At 60.8% G+C, this 18,743-nt stretch carries 17 protein-coding genes; 3 read left to right on the top strand and 14 right to left on the bottom strand.

Annotation, left to right across the window (positions count from 1 at the left end):
- The first annotated feature begins 108 nt into the window (after positions 1-108).
- Positions 109-1,059, top strand: a complete 951-nt coding sequence (locus ACSQ83_RS05440) for a LysR family transcriptional regulator (RefSeq protein ID WP_436227441.1) — start codon at positions 109-111, stop codon at positions 1,057-1,059.
- Positions 1,060-1,343: 284 nt separating this feature from the next.
- Positions 1,344-1,637, top strand: a complete 294-nt coding sequence (locus ACSQ83_RS05435; RefSeq protein ID WP_436227440.1) for a BrnA antitoxin family protein — start codon at positions 1,344-1,346, stop codon at positions 1,635-1,637.
- A gap of 32 nt (positions 1,638-1,669) precedes the next feature.
- On the opposite strand, the gene ACSQ83_RS05430 is transcribed toward ACSQ83_RS05435, so the two are convergent.
- Positions 1,670-2,908, bottom strand: coding sequence for a cytochrome P450 (locus tag ACSQ83_RS05430; protein WP_414952040.1), 1,239 nt, complete (start codon positions 2,906-2,908; stop codon positions 1,670-1,672).
- Positions 2,909-3,037: 129 nt separating this feature from the next.
- Here ACSQ83_RS05430 and serB point away from each other — a divergent pair, with 129 nt between their 5' ends.
- Positions 3,038-3,886: a phosphoserine phosphatase SerB gene (gene serB / locus ACSQ83_RS05425; RefSeq protein WP_436227439.1), complete on the top strand. Its 849-nt coding sequence runs from the start codon at positions 3,038-3,040 to the stop codon at positions 3,884-3,886.
- A 21-nt stretch (positions 3,887-3,907) separates the two neighbouring features.
- Here serB and ACSQ83_RS05420 read toward each other — a convergent pair whose 3' ends face one another.
- The 13 genes from ACSQ83_RS05420 to ACSQ83_RS05360 form a co-directional block, all read right to left on the bottom strand.
- Positions 3,908-4,399, bottom strand: coding sequence for a GNAT family N-acetyltransferase (locus ACSQ83_RS05420; RefSeq protein ID WP_436227438.1), 492 nt, complete (start codon positions 4,397-4,399; stop codon positions 3,908-3,910).
- On the bottom strand, positions 4,396-4,710 hold the full coding sequence (locus ACSQ83_RS05415; protein ID WP_414952043.1) for a DUF1778 domain-containing protein: 315 nt from the start codon (positions 4,708-4,710) through the stop codon (positions 4,396-4,398). Before ACSQ83_RS05415 ends, ACSQ83_RS05420 begins: the two co-directional genes overlap by 4 nt.
- Before the next feature lie 112 nt (positions 4,711-4,822).
- Positions 4,823-6,019, bottom strand: a complete 1,197-nt coding sequence (locus ACSQ83_RS05410) for a cystathionine beta-lyase (protein ID WP_436227437.1) — start codon at positions 6,017-6,019, stop codon at positions 4,823-4,825.
- 89 nt (positions 6,020-6,108) lie between these two features.
- Positions 6,109-6,768: a hypothetical protein gene (locus ACSQ83_RS05405; protein ID WP_436227436.1), complete on the bottom strand. Its 660-nt coding sequence runs from the start codon at positions 6,766-6,768 to the stop codon at positions 6,109-6,111.
- A gap of 26 nt (positions 6,769-6,794) precedes the next feature.
- A complete protein-coding gene (gene bktB / locus ACSQ83_RS05400) occupies positions 6,795-7,982 on the bottom strand; it encodes a beta-ketothiolase BktB (protein ID WP_414952046.1) in 1,188 nt (395 codons plus the stop codon).
- Between the two features lie 47 nt (positions 7,983-8,029).
- Positions 8,030-9,421 (bottom strand): 30S ribosomal protein S12 methylthiotransferase RimO, encoded by a 1,392-nt coding sequence (rimO, locus tag ACSQ83_RS05395; protein ID WP_414952047.1) that lies wholly within the window; start codon positions 9,419-9,421, stop codon positions 8,030-8,032.
- Positions 9,422-9,537: 116 nt separating this feature from the next.
- Positions 9,538-10,602, bottom strand: coding sequence for a tRNA dihydrouridine synthase (locus ACSQ83_RS05390; RefSeq protein ID WP_436227435.1), 1,065 nt, complete (start codon positions 10,600-10,602; stop codon positions 9,538-9,540).
- 396 nt (positions 10,603-10,998) lie between these two features.
- The gene (gene phaR / locus ACSQ83_RS05385) at positions 10,999-11,616 is read right to left on the bottom strand and encodes a polyhydroxyalkanoate synthesis repressor PhaR (RefSeq protein WP_414952049.1); all 618 of its coding nucleotides are present in this window, start codon (positions 11,614-11,616) and stop codon (positions 10,999-11,001) included.
- Between the two features lie 174 nt (positions 11,617-11,790).
- Positions 11,791-12,531 (bottom strand): 3-ketoacyl-ACP reductase, encoded by a 741-nt coding sequence (locus ACSQ83_RS05380; protein ID WP_414967812.1) that lies wholly within the window; start codon positions 12,529-12,531, stop codon positions 11,791-11,793.
- Positions 12,532-12,619: 88 nt separating this feature from the next.
- Positions 12,620-13,801, bottom strand: coding sequence for an acetyl-CoA C-acetyltransferase (locus ACSQ83_RS05375; RefSeq protein ID WP_436227434.1), 1,182 nt, complete (start codon positions 13,799-13,801; stop codon positions 12,620-12,622).
- A gap of 304 nt (positions 13,802-14,105) precedes the next feature.
- On the bottom strand, positions 14,106-16,085 hold the full coding sequence (phaC, locus tag ACSQ83_RS05370; RefSeq protein ID WP_436227433.1) for a class I poly(R)-hydroxyalkanoic acid synthase: 1,980 nt from the start codon (positions 16,083-16,085) through the stop codon (positions 14,106-14,108).
- 417 nt (positions 16,086-16,502) lie between these two features.
- Complete coding sequence (gene pgeF / locus ACSQ83_RS05365; protein WP_436227432.1) at positions 16,503-17,396, bottom strand: peptidoglycan editing factor PgeF; 894 nt, start codon at positions 17,394-17,396, stop codon at positions 16,503-16,505.
- Between the two features lie 5 nt (positions 17,397-17,401).
- Complete coding sequence (locus ACSQ83_RS05360; protein ID WP_436227431.1) at positions 17,402-18,652, bottom strand: RluA family pseudouridine synthase; 1,251 nt, start codon at positions 18,650-18,652, stop codon at positions 17,402-17,404.
- Between the last annotated feature and the right edge of the window lie 91 nt (positions 18,653-18,743).

The following is an 18,743-nucleotide window of genomic DNA, read 5'->3' as shown; positions in this document are numbered from 1 at the left end:
GTCGGATGTGCAACGCAATGCATGAACCCGATGTTAAGGGCTTTCAGCTTCGCGTGAAACCGTCATAATCGTTGAAACATTTTATTGAAAATCACGAAGATGACGAAAATGGACAGGGTGAACGAATTACCTCATAAGGCGCAGCTCGACTTGCTGGATGTCGCACTGTTCGTGCGGTCCGCGGCTTTATCGAACCTGTCCGCGGCGGGGCGGGAATTCGGCTTGTCCGCTGCAGTCGCGAGCGCCCGGCTTGCGCAACTCGAACGGCAGCTTGGCGCGCGGCTTTTACATCGGACGACGCGGCGCATCAGCGTCACGCAGGAAGGCGAGATTTTCGCGAGGCACGCCCGCGCACTGCTCGACGCCGCCGATGCCGCCCGCGCTTCGGTTGGACGCGCGTTCGAGCAACCACAAGGACGTTTGCGCGTGACCATGCCGTCTTCGCTCGGGCGGCAGCATGTCTCGCTGGTCATTCCCGAGTTCTTGCGGCGCTATCCGGGCGTGAGTCTGGACTTGCGCCTGACTGACCAGATAGTCGATCTCGTCGATAAAGGCATCGATCTGGCGGTGCGTCTTGGCGCGCTAAAGGATTCGACGCTCGTCGCGAAAAAACTCGCTAGCAATCGACGCGTGTTGTGTGCGTCGCCCGCGTATCTCGCTGCGCACGGCACGCCGCGCCACCCCGCCGATCTCGCGCTGCACGAGTGCGCGATTTTGTCGGGTCAACGGGATTGGGCGTTTGTCACGCCGACCGGGACTATCGATGTGCGCGTGTCCGGCCGGCTCGAAACGGACAACGGCGAAGTCATCCGGGATGCGTTGGTTGACGGGTTTGGGATCGGGTTGAAATCGACGTGGAGCGTGGCGCCGTTTCTGCACAGCGGCGAACTGGTAACCGTGCTCGATAGCTATCCGCTCGCAGAAACGGTGGCGATCTGGGCGATCTACCCAAGTCGCGCATTCGTGCCGCCGAAAACAACGGCGTTTATCGATTTCCTGATTGAGCATTTCGGCGATCCGCCTTACTGGGACGTCGACCCGCAACGAGTGATGCGGTAGCCATCGTCCCGTAAATGCAAATAGGAATTTGCGTATTCTTAAAATTTTGGGCGAGCGGGATTATTGCAATGCAATGACGAATTGGAGCCGGCGCGCCAGTCGCGTGCATCCCTCGGCAATTCATCTTGCTGTCCTCGTGTTCGCGGTTTTTTCAGCCAAAACACATATAAATTTTGGGTGTACAAATAATCCTTGTACTCACCGTTATTTGGGGGGTACATCATTCGGCAACAAAATTCACGTTATTAGTTTACGGAAGGCGAACTCTCGCGAGGTAAAGCAGTATGAGCAAACAGAACAAACCAGAAGCGCTGGACGAGAACCCCGAATGGGGTGAAGCCGAGTTCGCCCGTGCGCGGTCTGCATCGGACGTTTTACCGGAGCTGTTCGGGCGCGAGCGAGCAGCAGAAATCCTGCGTCCACGCGGACGGCCGAAGCTGGAGAATCCGAAGCTACCCATCAAACTGCGCATTGATCCGGACGTGGTCGACGCGTATAAAGCGCAAGGTGATGGCTGGCAAACACGAATGAATGCCGCGTTGCGCGACTACGCGAAATCCCACGGATTGATGCGTTGAAAGAGGAGTAAGCGAGGGAAATGGCGCGCCATTCAGGGCGCCTTTACCCCTTCCTCAATCACCTTCACCGGTGCCTTCACAAATCCCCGAAATCGCGCCCGCGACGCCCGCACCGGCTTCCCTGCAAGTTCGTAATCCGGCAACCGCGCAACAAACCGCCCGATCGCAATTCGCGCCTCCAGCCGCGCCAGCGACAACCCCGCGCACTGATGAATCCCGAACCCAAACGCAAGATGCCGGTTCGGCTCGCGAGCGATATCGAAGTGATCCGCCGCCTCAAACTGCTCCGGATCGCGATTCGCCGCCCCAATGCACAGTGTCACCGGCGTTCCGCGCGCCACCGGCATCCCGGCAATATGCGTATCCACGGTCGTGATCCGATTGCCCAGCTGATTCGAACTTTCATAGCGCAAACATTCCTCGATGGCACTATCGATCGATGCCGGATTCGCCAATAACCGCGCCCGCTGCTCTGGCCATTGCGCGAGTAACACGATGCCGTTGCCGATCAGATTGGTCGTCGTCTCGTGTCCCGCGTTCAGGATAAAAATGCAGTTGTGCAGCAACTCGGCTTCGTCCAGGCGCTCCCCGTCGGCTTCGCTTTGAATCAGCCGCGTCAGCACGTCATGTTGCGGATCGCCGGGATGCGCGCGACGGCGTGCAACCAGCGTCACCAGATAATCGATGAAATCCGTTACTGCCCGATTCCCCCGCGCTTCCTGCTCCGGGGTGAGCGCAGGCTCCAGTGCGCCGAGAATCGCGAGCGACCAGTCGCGCAATGGCGCGCGTTCATCATGCGGCACGTCGAGCAGGTTGCCGATCACTTCAACTGGAATCGCTGATGCGAAATCATCGATTAAATCGATCTCGCCGCGTGCGGCAGCCTGATCGAGAAGACCATCGATCAAGCTCACGAGACCCGGTTCCATTGCCGCAATCGCACGCGCGGTCAGCGCGCCCGCGATCAGTTTGCGCACACGCGTGTGACGCGGCGGATCGTTGAAAACGAGACTTGTCGTGTGATGCGCGAACAGCGGAGTCTGGACGCCATACTTCGGGCCGAATTCCACGGTCTTGTCCGAACTGAAGGTTTTCGGATCGCGATACACGGCCTGAACGTCGCGGTAGCGCGTCAGAAACAACGAGCCATCGGGCATCGTCTTGATCGGCTCGTTGACGCGCAACGCGTCGTAGACCGGATACGGATCGGCGTAAAACGCGGCGTCGAGCTTGCGCAGATCGAAGTCGAGCGCGCGTTCGGTCGGGGTCATGCGAGTCTCCGTCGTTTTATCGGCAACCATCATAGCGGCGCGGCGCGCAGGTCCGCCATCAGTCGGGACCATTACAATGACGGGTCTTGCGCACCTTTCCCACGCAATTTTTCTCGCTCGCCGCCCGTCATGAACCTTGTCATCCAAAGCCTCGATCCGATCGCCGATACGCACCTGAAGCCGCTCACCGCCCTCGCCCGCACGCACGGCAAGCAGAGCGAGCGGGCGGATGCCGGCCGGGTGTTGCGCCTGAGCGGTGCGGATCCGCTGCAGCGTCCGGATATCGATGCTTATTGCGGCACGCATCGGCTGGATTACGCGTTCATCGACGCGGCATTGCGCCTGAGCGACTTCGGCCTCGTCGCCATGGACATGGATTCGACGCTGATCACGATCGAGTGTATTGACGAGATCGCCGATTTTTGCGGCCTGAAAGCAGAGGTTGCGGCGATCACGGAAGCGTCAATGCGCGGCGAGATCAAGGACTTCAACGAGAGCCTGACGCGGCGGGTCGCGCTGCTGAAGGGCCTCGATGCGAGCGCGTTGGAACGGGTTTATGAAGAACGGCTGCGCTTGTCGCCGGGCGCCGAAATCATGCTCGCGGGCGCGAAGGCGGCGGGATTGAAAACCCTGCTGGTATCCGGCGGTTTCACGTTCTTTACGGAGAAACTGAAGGCGCGCCTAGGGCTAGATTTCACGCGCGCGAATACGCTCGAAATGGTCGATGGCAAGCTGACCGGAAAGGTCAGCGGCGAGATCGTCAATGCCGATGTCAAGGCGCGGACGCTGCGTGAAACGTGCACGCAACTGGGTATTGATCCACAGCGCTCGATCGCCATGGGCGACGGGTCGAACGACCTGAAGATGATGGCGGAAGCGGGCTTGTCGGTGGCGTTCCGGGCGAAGCCGGTGGTGCGCGAAGCGGCAGGACTGGCGTTGAACTTCGTGGGACTGGACGGGCTGCTGCGGTTGTTTTGAACGGGCCCCGCCGGCAGTTCGCTAACTGCCTTGCCCAAGATCGGCGAGAACGATCTGAAGCATCATCGGATCAAGAGGCGAGGGTTCAAAACCCATCTGCTCGTAAAAAGCTTTTGCCTCTGCCGAAAGCGCATGGACGATAAGCCCACGCACACCAATCAAATCGGCTGCGCGGACAGCACGTAATGCGACATCGCGAATCAATGCACGCCCCCATCCTTTGCCATGTCTGGAATGATCTACGGCGAGCCGCGCCAGGACGATGACCGGAATTGGATCGGGCATATTGCGGCGAAATTTACCTGTCACTCCGTCGGCAACGACAGCTCCCGACGCCAGCGCGTAGTACGCCAGGACTCGACGGTCCTCGCAGACAACAAAGGTACGCGACGCGCCGGTAATTTGATTTTTCAGGGCTCGTCGTTTAAGCCACTGGTTGAGACTATCGACGCCGCAGTCGAAAGATTCCGTGCTGTGGTGCTCGGTCAGTGGCGCAGGTGCTGAAAAAGTCACGCGTCGTCCCAGGGCGGCGGGGTATTCATCGTCTTAAGCAGACGTTCATTGCCACGGGTTGGCGCGTCGAGCCGGGCGAGAAACGCCGCATAAGCTTCGGGGCTTGCCACAATCAAGACTTGGTCAAGCAACGCCTCTTCCGCTGCGGAGCGGGCCGCCTCAAGGATGAAATCCGTTCGGTTCTTGCCGCGCGCCTTAGCCGCGCGGTCTATCAGGCTGCGTTCCTCGGGCTTTATTCTGATGTTGAGCGTGTCACGCGTGGCGGAGCTGGTACGTGGCGTTGGCATATTGTTTCTCCAAAGAGGCATCATTATAGCTCCGCAATGACATTGTCATTACGAAAAACTTGCCCCCGAAACTCGGCCAATTCACGGCGGTGCTGACAATCCAGCGCCGGCGCACGTCACCGAATAAAGGACCCCTTTACCCTTCCAACCCCGCGAGCGCCTGCTCCAGATCCGCACGCAGATCGGCCTCATCTTCCAGCCCGATATAAAACCGCACCAGCACGCCGTCATGCGGCCAACTTCCCGCGGTGCGCATCGACTTGATGTCGTACGGCATTGCCAGACTATTCGCGCCGCCCCAGCTCCAGCCGATAGCGAAGTTTTCCAGCGCTTCGACAAAGGTATCGATCTGCGCCGGGCTGTAGCGTTTATCGAAGACCACGGAGAACAGTCCACCCGCCCCCGTGAAATCGCGTTTGAAGAATTCATGACCCGGGCAATCCGTCAACGCTGGATGCAGCACCGCTGAAATCTCCGGACGCGCCTTGAGCCACTGAGCCAGCGCGAGCGCCGTCCGGTCATGAGCGTCGAAGCGGATTTGCATGCTCGGCAAACTGCGCAGCACGAGCGAACAATCATCCGAGGACACGCCAATCCCCATGCGCATCCGCGCACTCTTCATTCGCAAGTGGATAGCTTTGTCCGCGGTGATGGTCGCGCCCATCAGGATGTCGCTTGCACCGGACTGGTATTTCGTCAGCGCCTGCACCGAGATATCGACGCCATGCTCGAACGGCTTGAATGCGAGACCGGCCGAATACGTGTTGTCGATAGCGGTCAAGATATTGCGCGCCCGCGCGACCTTCGTGATCGCGGGTACGTCCTGCACTTCCATGGTCACCGAACCCGGCGCTTCGAGCCAGATCAGCCTGGTGTTCGGCCGGATCAACGCGTCGATGCCCGCGCCGATCATCGGATCGTAATACGTGACTTCGAGCCCGAAATCCGCCACGAGCCAGTCCGCGTGATCGCGATTCGGCGAGTACGCGTTGTCGGGGATCATCACGTGATCGCCGGCCTTCACCAAGCCGAAATACACGTTCGATATAGCCGATAACCCCGAAGGCTGCAGCAGCGCATGCTTGCCGCCCTCGATCACCGCCAGCCGCTGCGCCAGCGCGAGCGATGTGGGCGTGGCATGGAGGCCGTATCGCCATTGACTATCGTCGCTCCAGACGAGCGCGCGCATGGTGGCGAGATCCGGAAACACCACGGTCGACGCCCGTGTAACCGGCATCGAGAACGAATCAAAACCGGGGGTCAACTGATCCTCCGGATGAACGATGCGGGTCTGCAGGCTGCGCGCATTGGACGAATTGCTGGAATCGGTCATGAGTGTCCTGCTTGTTCGAGGCTATAAGAAAAAAGCGTCATCGCGTGAAGCCGATGACGCCGTGTTACATCGAACGGCGAGTTCGTATTTCACTCGCCGATGATCACATTGCTGGTCCCGCCCAGCGCGTGGCCCGCTGCCGGAGGAGCGGGCTCCAGCGATGGCGCAGCCGATTGCGGCGCCTTCGGTGCAACCGCCCCGGTGGCCGGAGCAGGGGCAGGCGCAAGACCCGACCCGAGCGGCTTGAGGTCGAAGGGCAGCGGATTGGAATCGTCGGCGTTCATCCGTTCGCCCGACACGCTGCCATCGGCTGCAAACTTGCCGACCCAGTTGCCCGTAATGTGCGTGCCGTCATTCGACTCTTCGATCTCGAGCGTATCGCCATCGCGATCTCCCGCAACCACAATGACCGTCGATGCCCCCGCGAACCGGTATTCGCCGTGCACGCCAGTACGCTCATCGGTTTTATCGCCGAGCTTCATCTCGATCTGCTTGTCGCCAAGCGTGCCGACATAGGTCGGGAAACGCGCGTAAGCCGGATTGGGCGTCAGCGGCTTAGCGGGCGGAAGCGCCAGCGTTTCAATTGCTTCGGCCGTACCCGGTGACTGCAGGCCCAAATTGCCTGGCGTAGCCGCTGCGCGTGCCGCCGACACGGCCCGGTTGCCGTCCGGCGGCATCGCCGAATTACAGCCGGCGAGCAATAGCGCTGCCGCCATCGCCGCGACTGCCGCCACTTTCATTTGCGTCATCGAATAGTTTCCTGTCCTTACCATGCTCATACGCGTTCGAAAATTGCCGCGATGCCCTGCCCGCCGCCAATGCACATTGTCACCAGCGCATAACGTCCGCCCACGCGCTGCAGTTCGTACAACGCCTTCACGGTGATCAACGCGCCGGTTGCGCCAATCGGATGACCGAGCGAGATGCCCGAGCCGTTCGGATTGACCTTCGCGGGGTCCATCTCCAGTTCCTTCGATACCGCGCACGCCTGCGCCGCAAACGCTTCATTAGCTTCGATCACATCGAGGTCGCCAACGTTCAAGCCTGCGCGCTCCAACGCCTTGCGCGTAGCCGGAATCGGACCAATGCCCATGTATTTCGGATCGACGCCCGCGTGCGCATACGAGACCAGCCGCGCGAGCGGCTTCAGGCCGCGTGATTCAGCCGCACCGCGTTCCATCAACACGACGGCCGCAGCCGCGTCGTTGATACCCGACGCATTACCCGCCGTCACCGTGCCGTTTTCCTTGGCAAATACAGGCTTGAGCTTCGTGAAATCCTGGAGCGTGGCGTTCAGACGAACGTGCTCGTCGGTATCGAAGACGACGTCGCCTTTCTTCGACGCCTGCGTGACCGCAAGAATCTGTTCCTTGAAATAACCCGCTTCGATAGCCCGCGCCGCGCGCCGATGCGATTCGAGCGCAAGCTCGTCCTGCATCTCGCGCGAAATGCCGTACTTCGCGGCGACGTTTTCAGCCGTCACGCCCATGTGGATTGCATCGAAGGGATCATGCAGCGCGCCGAGCATCATGTCGATGAGACGCGCGTCGCCCATGCGCTGGCCGAAGCGCGCCGACGGCGCGAGATACGGCGCTCGGCTCATGCTTTCCGCGCCTCCGCCGATGGCGACATCAGTGTCGCCAAGCAGAATGGATTGAGCAGCGGAGACGATCGCCTGCAGGCCCGAACCGCACAGGCGGTTGACGGTCAGCGCGGGCGCATGTTGCGCCACGCCACCGTTCAACGCGGCGACGCGCGCCAGGTACATGTCCTTGGGTTCGGTCTGGATCACGTTACCGAACACCACATGACCCACATCCTCGCCCGATACATTCGCGCGGGCCAAGACCTCACGCACCACGCGAGCGCCGAGATCCGTCGGGCTGAAGTCCTTCAGCGCACCGCCGAAATCACCAATTGCGGTCCGCACGCCGCTGACCACCATCACTTCACGTTGCGCCATGACAGCTCCTTCGTCTCAGTAGTTTTGTGCTTTGCTAAATCCGCCGCTCAGACTTCGCCCCACAGGTCGTGGCCATCGGCGCCGGTGATTTTCACCGACACGAAATCGCCCGCCTTGTAGCGCTTCGACGCCTTCTTTGCCGGCTCGATATACACCACGCCGTCGATCTCCGGCGCGTCCGCCGCCGTCCGGCCGACACCGCCTTCGTTGCTGAGTTCATCGACGAGCACTTTCAGCGTCTTGCCGATCTTGCGTTTCATGCGTTCCGCCGACAACTCCTCGGCCAGTTCCATGAATCGTGCACGACGCTCCTCGCGCACTTCGTCAGGCAACGCGCCGTCGAGTTCGTTCGCCGTTGCGCCTTCGACCGGCGAATAGGCGAAACATCCAACCCGATCCAGATCGGCGATACGAAGGAAGTCCAGCAGCGTCTGAAACTGCTCTTCCGTTTCACCCGGGAAGCCGGCGATAAACGTGCTCCGAATGGTCAGGTCCGGGCACATCGCGCGCCACTTCTGCACACGCTCGAGCACCTTCTCGGCGTTCGCCGGACGCTTCATGCGCTTGAGCACTTCGGGGTGCGCGTGCTGGAACGGCACGTCCAGATACGGCAGCACGTGGCCTTTCAACGGACCTTCGGCCATCATCGGGATGACTTCGTCCACGCTCGGATACGGGTACACGTAATGCAAGCGGACCCACGCGCCGTATTGCACCGCGAGTTCGCCCAACGCACCGACGAGGTCCGTCATGCGCGTCTTGATCGGCTTGCCGTTCCAGAACCCGGTGCGATATTTGACATCGACGCCATAGGCGCTCGTATCCTGCGAAATCACGAGCAGTTCCTTGACGCCGGATTTGAACAGGTTCTCGGCTTCGAGCATCACGTCGGCCACCGGGCGCGAGACCAGATCGCCGCGCATGGACGGGATGATGCAGAACGTGCACCGGTGGTTACATCCTTCCGATATCTTCAGATACGCGTAATGCCGCGGCGTCAGCTTGATGCCGGCGGGTGGCACGAGATCGATGAATGGATCATGCGGCTTGGGCAAATGCAGGTGCACGTGGCTCATGACTTCGGCCGTTGCGTGCGGCCCGGTGACGGCCAGCACTTTCGGATGCACTTCCTGGATCAGGCCTGTGCCGCTCGCGCTTTTTTTTGCACCGAGACAACCGGTCACGATCACCTTGCCATTCTCGTGGAGCGCCTCGCCGATGGCGTCGAGACTTTCCTGCACCGCTTCATCGATAAAACCGCAGGTGTTGACCACGACGAGATCAGCGCCGTCGTAGGAGGGAGAGATCTCGTAACCTTCCGCGCGCAGTTGGGTGATGATCTGCTCGGAATCCACCAAGGCTTTTGGGCATCCGAGTGAAACGAACCCGACTTTAGGGGCCGAAACGGTCGGCACGGCGGGGGAAATGGTCTGCGACATAGGTGAGTCCGGCGTATAGCGGTGACGATGGCGACAAATGGGGACGGTGCGGCAAGGCCAAGAGGTCCGATGTCCGTAAGGACCACGCCCGGACAACGTCCCGCGCACGCAACCGTTTATTGTACCGCGCCAGCGAAGCCGGGGCCGGCCGCGCGGTAAGGCATTGATGGATCAAGCGGAGCGAGCGCCATGCGTGGATATGCCGGAATCAAGTCTGGCACCAAGTCACGAACCGACATCGCGCGCTCGATCACTTCAAGAATTTCGCGCGGATCATGCAAGCGCCGGATGGCGGCGTGAAGCTCGGCAGCCTCCGCCCAGGTGCGCTTCAGATAGCTGAGCCACATCTTGACGCGTCCATGTTCATGACGGGACGCGACACGGACTTGCAATTTCCGCAGGTAATCGGCGAGTTGACCCAGCACGGCCGGCCATTCCTCGCTGGAGGGCGTCCTGTCCACCAATCCGCGGATACGCAACGCCAGGAAGGGATCAGAGACGGCGCCGCGCCCGATCATCACGTCCGCGCAGCCGCTGGCCGCCCGGCATCGCTCCCAGTCGGCGACGGTCCAGACTTCTCCGTTAGCCACGACCGGCACGTCCACGGCGGCATCGATACGGGCGATCCACTCCCAGTGGGCCGGCGGCCGGTAGGCGTCGTCACGCGTTCTGGCGTGCACGACAAGCGACGCAGCGCCGCCTTCCGCCAGCGCCGTGGCGCAGTCGATTGCGAGCGAAGTATCTGACACGCCGAGCCGCATTTTTGCCGTCACGGCGATGCCGGCGGGCACCGCTGCGCGCACGGACGACACGATCCGGTTCAGTTGTTCAGGGTGCGCCAGGAGCATCGCGCCGCCGCCGTGCCGATTGACGATTTTGGCGGGGCAGCCGAAATTCAAATCGATTCCATGCGGCGACAAACTGGCCGCGGTGGCCGCGTTAAGCGCCATCCAATCAGGATCGCTGCCGAGCAATTGGATCACCATTGGCGCGCCGCCGGGCGTACGGCCTCCGTGCAGGACTTCGGGGGTATCTCTCTCGTAGACACTTCGGGGGAGCACTGAACCGGTCACCCTGACGAATTCGGACACGCAGGCGTCGAATCCGCCTGTGCTGGTCAGCACGTCACGCAGCACGTAGTCCGCAAGCCCTTCCATGGGCGCAAGAAATAGCCGGCTCATGCGGGAACTGCGCATAAGCTGTGTTTGCGAAACTTGCGGTTATGCGAGCGAGACAAAGCCGGCTTTCGGAGTGACGGGCGTGGCGATACAGGACAAGTTGTGCTCTCTGAGGATGTGAATGCCGGTCGGTGTTTGCGCAGAGGACACGCACGAAGCTGACAAGCACGACGGCGGCACGTGCTGCCGTTAGCATCGCCGATTGCAAGCACGACAGCAGACTCTTGAAAAGGCCAGAACCGGCGCGGTAAACGCCCCACCAGAACGAAGTATACGGCTCGGGCGCTGTGAACCTGTATTGTACCGTCAGTGACGCGCGCTCGAATCCTGCGCGCCTATCCCCGACCCGCGAGGCTTTCCAAGCCGTCGCAAGTCTCCTTCAAACCACCCCACATCAGCTTACTTCTTCTCCGGCGTGCTATCCGGCGGAGTCGTAGCAGTTGTCGGCGTCCCGGCCGCACCCGTCGTCCCCGGCGTCGGAAACGGGAACGTGTTGAACATCGACTTCGCCTGGGTCTGCATCTGCTCCTGCATCTGCACGAACATGTTCTTCGATTGCTCGATATAGCTCGTCATCATCCCCTGCATCATGGGCGCCTGCATGTTCATGAACTGCGACCAGACCTCAGGGTTGAGCGGCACCGCATTACCGTCGATCAACCCCTTCGACTGGTCGGTGAGCTTATGCTGGATGTCGATGAACGCCTGGATATTCTTTTCCAGATATGTCCCCATCATGCCCTGCATCGCGTTGCCATAGAAGCGGATGATCTGCGAGAGCATGACCGATGAAAACATCGGCAAGCCACCGCTTTCTTCTTCCAGAATGATCTGCAATAGGATGCTGCGCGTCAGATCCTCGGCGGACTTGGCGTCCATGACCTTGAACTCTTCCTGGTCGAGCACGAGCTGTTTGACGTCGGAAAGCGTGATGTAGGTACTGGTTTCGGTATCGTAGAGCCGGCGATTCGGATATTTTTTTATGAGTCGTTCGGCGGATTTCTTTGTAGTGGTCATGTAACGCCTTTAAACGCAAAACTCAAACTGTGCCGACGGACTCCGCGTGATTGAAAGCGACGCAAGCCGCCGGTTCGTAGTCGGTGCCGGTGACCCGGCATCCAGTTGCAACGCCCCGCTCCGACGCGAGACGGGCAGCGCGCACAACCTGATGGCGCGCCGCCAGAAACACCCTTACCCCATGTGCAAGCCGCCATTCAGCGAGAAATCGGCGCCCGTTGAAAAGCCCGATTCCTCCGAAGCCAGCCACGCCACGATCGAACCAATTTCTTCCGGCCGTCCAAGCCGGCGAACCGGAATGGTCGCGACGATTTTCTCCAGCACATCAGGGCGGATCGACTTCACCATGTCCGTCCCGATGTACCCCGGCGAAATGGTATTGACCGTCACGCCCTTGGTCGCCACTTCCTGCGCCAACGCCATCGTAAAGCCGTGAATACCGGCCTTCGCGGTGGAATAGTTGGTCTGGCCGAACTGTCCTTTCTGACCATTCACCGACGAAATATTGATCACGCGTCCAAAACCACGCTCGACCATGCCATCGATAACCTGCTTGGTCACGTTGAAGAGACTCGTCAGGTTGGTATCGATAACCGCAGTCCAGTCTTCGTGCGTCATCTTCCGGAACACGACGTCGCGCGTGATGCCCGCGTTGTTCACCAGAATGTCGACTTCGCCGACTTCAGCCTTGACCTTGTCGAAAGCGTTCTTGGTCGACTCCCAGTCACCCACATTGCCTTCGGAGGCGATGAACTCGTAACCCAGCGCCTTTTGCTCGTCGAGCCATTTGACCCGGCGCGGCGAATTCGGACCGCAACCCGCGACGACCGTGTAGCCGTCCTTATGCAGCCGTTGGCAGATACTCGTACCAATGCCGCCCATGCCACCCGTCACATACGCTACTCGTTTCGTCATTGCTCGCTCCGTTTATCGTTATGCGCGCCTGCAGCCGGGCTTGCCTGCCACCCGAACCGCGGCGCGCGGTGCATAACGCACTGTCTCCCTACGGCCGCTCTACTGCGAGCGCCACGCCCATACCGCCGCCGATACACAGCGACGCCAGTCCTTTCTTCGCATCGCGCTTCTGCATTTCGTGCAGCAGCGTAACGAGAATCCGGCAGCCGGATGCACCAATCGGATGACCGATCGCGATCGCCCCGCCGTTCACGTTGACCTTCGACGTGTCCCAGCCCATTTGCTGATGCACGGCCAGCGCCTGCGCTGCAAATGCTTCGTTGATTTCCATCAGGTCGAGGTCCGAAGCTGACCAGCCCGCGCGTTCCAGACAACGCTTCGATGCCGGCACCGGGCCCATGCCCATCACTTTCGGATCGACACCCGCGTTCGCGTACGCTTTGATGCGCGCGATCGGCGTGAGACCAAGCGCCTCGGCTTTTTTCGCGGACATCACGATCACGCCAGCCGCGCCATCGTTAAGACCCGAGGCGTTTGCCGCGGTCACGGTGCCTTCCTTCGAGAACGCAGGCTTCAAGCCCGCCAGCGACTCAGCCGTCACGCCATGACGCACGAATTCGTCGGTGGCAAAACGCAGCGGCTCGCCTTTGCGTTGAGGAATTTCAACGGGCACGATTTCATCGTTGAAACGGCCCGACTTCTGCGCCGCTTCCGCCTTGTTCTGCGACAGCGCCGCAAACGCATCCTGCGCTTCACGCGTAATGCCGTATTCCTTCGCGACGTTTTCCGCCGTGACGCCCATATGGATCGAGTTGAACGCGTCCCACAGGCCGTCCACGATCATCGAATCGATCAGCTTCGCGTCGCCCATGCGAAAACCGTCGCGCGAGCCCGGCAGCACGTGCGGCGCGGCGCTCATGTTTTCCTGACCGCCGGCAATCACGATGTCGGCATCGCCCGCAATAATTGCGTTCGCCGCCAGCATCACGGCCTTCAGGCCCGATCCGCACACCTTGTTGATGGTCATGCCCGGCACCGAAGTGGGCAAGCCGGCCTTGATCAGCGACTGGCGTGCCGGATTCTGGCCGGAGCCCGCCGTCAGAACCTGGCCGAGAATCACTTCACTGATCTGCTCCGGCTTGAGGTTCGATCGCTCGAGCAACGCGCGAATCACGATTGCGCCCAGATCGGGTGCGGCGATTTTAGCCAGCGACCCGCCGAATTTGCCGACGGCCGTCCGTGCGGCCGATACGATCACTACGTCTGTCATTTCAGTTCCTTTGAGAATCGAAAGTGGTAGCCCGGGTTTAGCCGGCTGACTGCGTGGCCGGCTGGATGCGTGTTCGCGCTTGCCCCTTGTTTGCCTGCGCCGTATTCAACCCGTGCAGGCGACGCTCTCAACAGCGCTGGCGTTACTGTTTCTTCAGGTTACTTCGGGTTTCAGCAACTGCAATAAAACGGCACGTCGGATACTGTTGCGCTGTCGCGCCTGAAATGCAATCGGGTCCGATCCGCATGACCTGCGCCGGCCGCTAATTGAAAACGTGTTCAGCCGGTCAGATCACCCAAAAATCTTATTGATCCCGCTGCAGGACATAACGTCCCGGCGCCGGCTCGATCACCGGAAAATCCTCGGACCCCAAGCTTGCCTTCGGCTTTACTTTCTTGCCGCCGTAGCCATCGAGCCATTGCGTCCACGTCGGCCACCAGCTACCCGGATGTTCAGTCGCGCCTTCGAACCATGTATCGGGGTCTTCGGGCAGGGTTTTATCGGCGTTATCGAGAAGCCAGAAACTGCGCTTGTTCTTCGAGGGCGGATTGATCACGCCCGCAATGTGTCCCGATGCCCCGAGCACGAACGTCTGCGGCCCGGTCAGCAAAGGTGCGGATGCGTAAGCCGCCGTCCACGGCACGATGTGATCCTCGCGCGAACCGTACAGGAACGTCGGCACATCGATCTTCGACAAATCCACCTGCTCACCGCATGCAGTCAGTTCGCCCGGATTGCGCAGGCGATTCTCCAGATACGTGTTACGCAGATACCAGACGAACATCGGGCCCGGCAGATTAGTTGAATCGCTGTTCCAGTAAAGCAGGTCGAACGCCTGTGGCGTGCGCCCCTTCAGGTAGTTGTCCACCACGTAATTCCACACCAGGTCGTTCGGGCGCAGATACGAGAACGTGTTGGCGAACTCGACACCGCGCATCAGCGCTGGCGGCTTGCCGCCGTTGCCGCCAATGGTCTGCTCGCGCATCTGCACATGCTGCTCATCGATGAACACATCGAGCACGCCCGTGTCGGAAAAATCGAGCATGGCGGTCAGCAGCGTCATGGATGCAACGGGATGTTCGCCACGCGCGGCCAGCACGGCCAGGGCAGTTGCGAGCATCGTGCCGCCGACGCAGAAGCCGAGCGTGTTGATCTGCTCGCGGCCACTGATCTGCTTGACGACATTGATAGGCGTAAGCACGCCTTCATCGATGTAATCGTCCCAGGTCTTGTGCGCAATCGATGCATCGGCATTACGCCACGAGATCATGAAAACCTGATGGCCGGCATCAAGCGCATGGCCAACAAGCGAGCCTTCCGGCTGCAGGTCGAGAATGTAGAACTTGTTGATGCACGGCGGCACGATCAACAGCGGCCGCTCTTTCACGGTCGCCGTGCGCGGTGTGTACTGGATCAGTTGCAGCAAGTCGTTCTCAAACACGACTGAGCCTTGCGTAGTCGCAATGTTCTTGCCGACCACAAACCCCGATTCGTCGCTTTGCTGGATCTTGCCGCGCTGCATGTCGGCGAGCAGATTCATCATGCCCTTTTGCAGACTTTCGCCGCGGCTTTCGATCAGCGCTTTCTGCGCATCCGGATTCAACGCGATGTAATTGCTTGGCGATGCCGCGGCTGCCCACTGCTGCACGGCGAACCTGATTCGTTCGCGAGTCTTGTGATCGGCTTCGACCGATTCCGCGAGCTCCTGCAAATAACGCGCGTTCAGCACATACCACGCGGCAGCGAATGCGAAACCGGGCGCGGATTGCCACGCGGGCGCGCTGAAGCGGCGGTCTTTCAGCGTCGTCAGGTCGATGCTTCGCTCAGTGGCCTGCTTGATGAGTTCCGCGGCATCGCGCGAGAAACTGGACTGGAGTTCCTGCAGGCGCTGCGGCGCGATAGCGGCGGTCGGAATATTCGGCATCGCTGGCATTGCAAACGGCAACTGGGCGCTGCTACTACCGCCGTTACCGCCGCTCATGCCCGGAAAACCAGCAAACCCGGGAAAGCTCGGAAAACCACCCAGCGCCGCAAACGGATTAGCCGATACCGATCCCGGCGATTCCACCTGGCCCGGATTCGCCTGGGCAGCAATCTTTTGCCACTGGGCCGGGTCCGCTACCGCGCGCCATGTGTTGAGCCATTGCTCGAACATCTTTTGCACGGCCGCTGGATCTGCGGCAGGCATTCCAAAAGGCGCAGCCGGTGCGCCAGGTGTTGACTTGGCATCGGCTGGACGTGATGAACCCGGTGACGATGAAGATGATGATCTGGAGGCAGCCATATCCGCGTTTGACCTAAGCGTCCCGAGAGACTGAGTTGCTGATGCAGGCGTGACGTGGAGCCGCGTCGTCGTGATCGTTGTGCCGGGCCGCTAAACGCCCGACCGCGATGATGTGACCTTGCCACGCCGTGCGCTTTTGTGAAACATTCTTGCTCCACGGTGCAAGGCGTGTCAATGCGTCGCCTTGATTTTGACGCAGTGCGATATTTTTTTCATCATCGTTTTCCCGATGTGACGCGCTGATGAATGTCAAGAATTGTTGCGCAACATAAGGATGACATAGGGACGGGATAAGGCGCTTCTGTCACGGCCAGCCACGTTTTAGCCGCGCAGCAAAAAATGTGCGCCTACAGCGTAGGCGCACATCAGGTCATATAGGTGTTTTGAGCCGGAAAGTACCCGGGACTGGTCAGGGGTTTACTCTGCCAGCCAGATCATCGCGGCCATGCGCCCCGTTGTCCGATCCCGTCGATACGAATAGAACCGGTCCACGTCAGTCATCGTGCAAAACGTGCCGCCGTGGATATGCTCGGGCAGCACGCCTGCCCGTTGCAGGCGCAAACGGGCGAGTGCATAGAGATCGGCGAGATATTTGTGTTTCTCTTCGCGCCGGGCAAACGCCGCAACGGTCGCATCACGATATGCAGGGTCCGCCGCAGCAACGAACGCGTCGAGCACGTCCTCACCCACCTCGAACGCTGCCGGACCAATTGCCGGACCCAGCCATGCGTGCACGGTGCTGGCCTGCACGCCGGCGAGATGCGCGACCCGCTCCGCCGTCTTTTCCACTATTCCGGCCGCCAGTCCACGCCAGCCTGCATGCGCTGCGCCGACGGCACGGCCGGCTGCATCGCAGAAAAGTACCGGCAGGCAGTCCGCGATCATCACGGCGCACACGACTTCCGCGTGATCCGTCACCGCGGCGTCTGCCTTGACCACCGATTCGGGAGAACCGGCGCAGCGGTCGATCACCGATCCGGCATCTTCGATCCGTGCGCCATGCACTTGCTCGAGCCATGCAACCGGAGCGCCGGTAAGTTCCACGACACGCCTGCGATTTTCAATCACGGCGTCGGGCTCGTCACCCGTATGCAGGCCGAGGTTGAGGCCGCCGCTGCCGTTCACGCCGCCATACGGCGCGGCGCTGACGCCGCCGTTGCGCGTGGTCGCAAGCGCCCTTACTCGCGGCGACACCGCAGCATGAGCGCTGGACCAGTCGGGCCAGAGGCAATCGTCATTGCGAAGCGGCGGGTAATCAGCAAACTTAGCCGTGAAGCTGGACGCTAAATCAGCCCCGGATGACGTCACCATTTGCTTTATTCCTCGTCGTCATCATCGTCGTATTCGATGGGCTGCGACTCGTCCCAGCCGCCGCGCGCCTGCACGCCGCCATCGTCTTCATCGATGAAATCTGCGTCTTCCGGATCGAGATCCGTCGCTTCGTCGCGACCCAGACCGAGTTCCGCCGCGAGCGCTTCGATATCGTCCGGCACGTCAGCGCGCCAGCTGATGTCGCGGCCCGTGGTGGGATGAATCAGCCCGAGCCGCCACGCATGCAACGCCTGCCGATTGAACCCGTCCGGCAACGGCTGAACCGACCGCTTGCCACGTGCGTGGCCGTAGATCGGATCGCCCAGCAACGGATGACGGATATGCGCGCAATGCACGCGGATCTGGTGAGTACGGCCGGTATCGAGATCGCAGTGAACCGCGGACACGGGCTGGTTGTTCCACATCGCGCGGTCGATGGTGCGATAGTGCGTGCGGGCGTATTTCCCCGATGCGCTCTCCACCACCGCCATACGCGTGCGGTCACGCGGATCGCGGCCAATCGGGGCATCGATGGTGCCTTCGTCCGGCATCGTCCCCCACACCAGCGCGACGTAACGGCGCTTCACCGTGCGGGCCTGCAACTGCCGCGTCAGAATGGTTTGGGCTTCGAGCGTGCGTGCCACCACCATCAGCCCTGACGTCTCCTTATCCAGCCGATGCACAATGCCCGCGCGTGGCAAGCCGGCGGCCGCATCGCCGTATCGATACAACAAGCCGTTAAGCAGCGTGCCGCTCCAGTTTCCCGCGGCCGGATGCACGACCATGCCCGCGGGCTTGTTGATGACCACGAGCGCGTCATCTTCATAGACGATCTCAAGCGGCACCGGCTCCGGTGTGAACGCAAGCTGTTCGGGCAGCAAATCGGGGATCAGCGTAATGGTCGCGCCCAATGGCACCGGCTGCCGGATCTTCGCGGGCGCGCCGTCGACCACCACGCGTTGCGCATCAATCCAGGTCTGCAGGCGGCTGCGCGAAAACTCGGGGAATAAACGCGCCATGACTTTGTCGAGGCGCTCGCCGGCGTACTCGTCGGGGACGATGATCGTGCGCGGCGTTTCAGCGTCGGCGCGGCGCTCGTGCAGGTTGGTGGGCACGGGTTTGCCGTGAGTTTCGCTTGGCGCGTCCGGCGCAGCGGCCGGTTCGGTCAAATCGTCCGGACGTGCGTCGTCGGCCGATGCGCTTGGGCTATAATCTTTGCTGCGATCTTTGGTACGACTTGTACTTGAGCGGGTCATTAGACTGAAAAGCTGGGAATTAGCCAGAAAGGCATGAGCTAGAAAATGCAAGCACTGATGCGAGCCGTGAATCAAGCTTTGAGAACCGTTT

The sequence above is a fragment of the Caballeronia sp. LjRoot29 genome, from assembly GCF_964252755.1.
GTDB lineage: Bacteria > Pseudomonadota > Gammaproteobacteria > Burkholderiales > Burkholderiaceae > Caballeronia.
Note: the sequence above shows the minus strand (reverse complement) of the source record. Positions and strands in the feature narration are given on the sequence as shown.

Excerpts from the sequence above, each read along its gene's own strand:
- ACSQ83_RS05360 (WP_436227431.1), bottom strand. The coding sequence starts at position 18,652 with ATGACCCGCTCAAGTACAAGTCGTACCAAAGATCGCAGCAAAGATTAT.
- ACSQ83_RS05435 (WP_436227440.1), top strand. The coding sequence starts at position 1,344 with ATGAGCAAACAGAACAAACCAGAAGCGCTGGACGAGAACCCCGAATGG.
- phaR (WP_414952049.1), bottom strand. The coding sequence starts at position 11,616 with ATGACCACTACAAAGAAATCCGCCGAACGACTCATAAAAAAATATCCG.
- ACSQ83_RS05405 (WP_436227436.1), bottom strand. The coding sequence starts at position 6,768 with ATGACGCAAATGAAAGTGGCGGCAGTCGCGGCGATGGCGGCAGCGCTA.
- phaC (WP_436227433.1), bottom strand. The coding sequence starts at position 16,085 with ATGGCTGCCTCCAGATCATCATCTTCATCGTCACCGGGTTCATCACGT.
- ACSQ83_RS05440 (WP_436227441.1), top strand. The coding sequence starts at position 109 with ATGGACAGGGTGAACGAATTACCTCATAAGGCGCAGCTCGACTTGCTG.
- ACSQ83_RS05415 (WP_414952043.1), bottom strand. The coding sequence starts at position 4,710 with ATGATGCCTCTTTGGAGAAACAATATGCCAACGCCACGTACCAGCTCC.
- ACSQ83_RS05390 (WP_436227435.1), bottom strand. The coding sequence starts at position 10,602 with ATGAGCCGGCTATTTCTTGCGCCCATGGAAGGGCTTGCGGACTACGTG.
- pgeF (WP_436227432.1), bottom strand. The coding sequence starts at position 17,396 with ATGGTGACGTCATCCGGGGCTGATTTAGCGTCCAGCTTCACGGCTAAG.
- ACSQ83_RS05430 (WP_414952040.1), bottom strand. The coding sequence starts at position 2,908 with ATGACCCCGACCGAACGCGCGCTCGACTTCGATCTGCGCAAGCTCGAC.
- ACSQ83_RS05380 (WP_414967812.1), bottom strand. The coding sequence starts at position 12,531 with ATGACGAAACGAGTAGCGTATGTGACGGGTGGCATGGGCGGCATTGGT.
- ACSQ83_RS05375 (WP_436227434.1), bottom strand. The coding sequence starts at position 13,801 with ATGACAGACGTAGTGATCGTATCGGCCGCACGGACGGCCGTCGGCAAA.
- bktB (WP_414952046.1), bottom strand. The coding sequence starts at position 7,982 with ATGGCGCAACGTGAAGTGATGGTGGTCAGCGGCGTGCGGACCGCAATT.
- ACSQ83_RS05410 (WP_436227437.1), bottom strand. The coding sequence starts at position 6,019 with ATGACCGATTCCAGCAATTCGTCCAATGCGCGCAGCCTGCAGACCCGC.
- serB (WP_436227439.1), top strand. The coding sequence starts at position 3,038 with ATGAACCTTGTCATCCAAAGCCTCGATCCGATCGCCGATACGCACCTG.
- rimO (WP_414952047.1), bottom strand. The coding sequence starts at position 9,421 with ATGTCGCAGACCATTTCCCCCGCCGTGCCGACCGTTTCGGCCCCTAAA.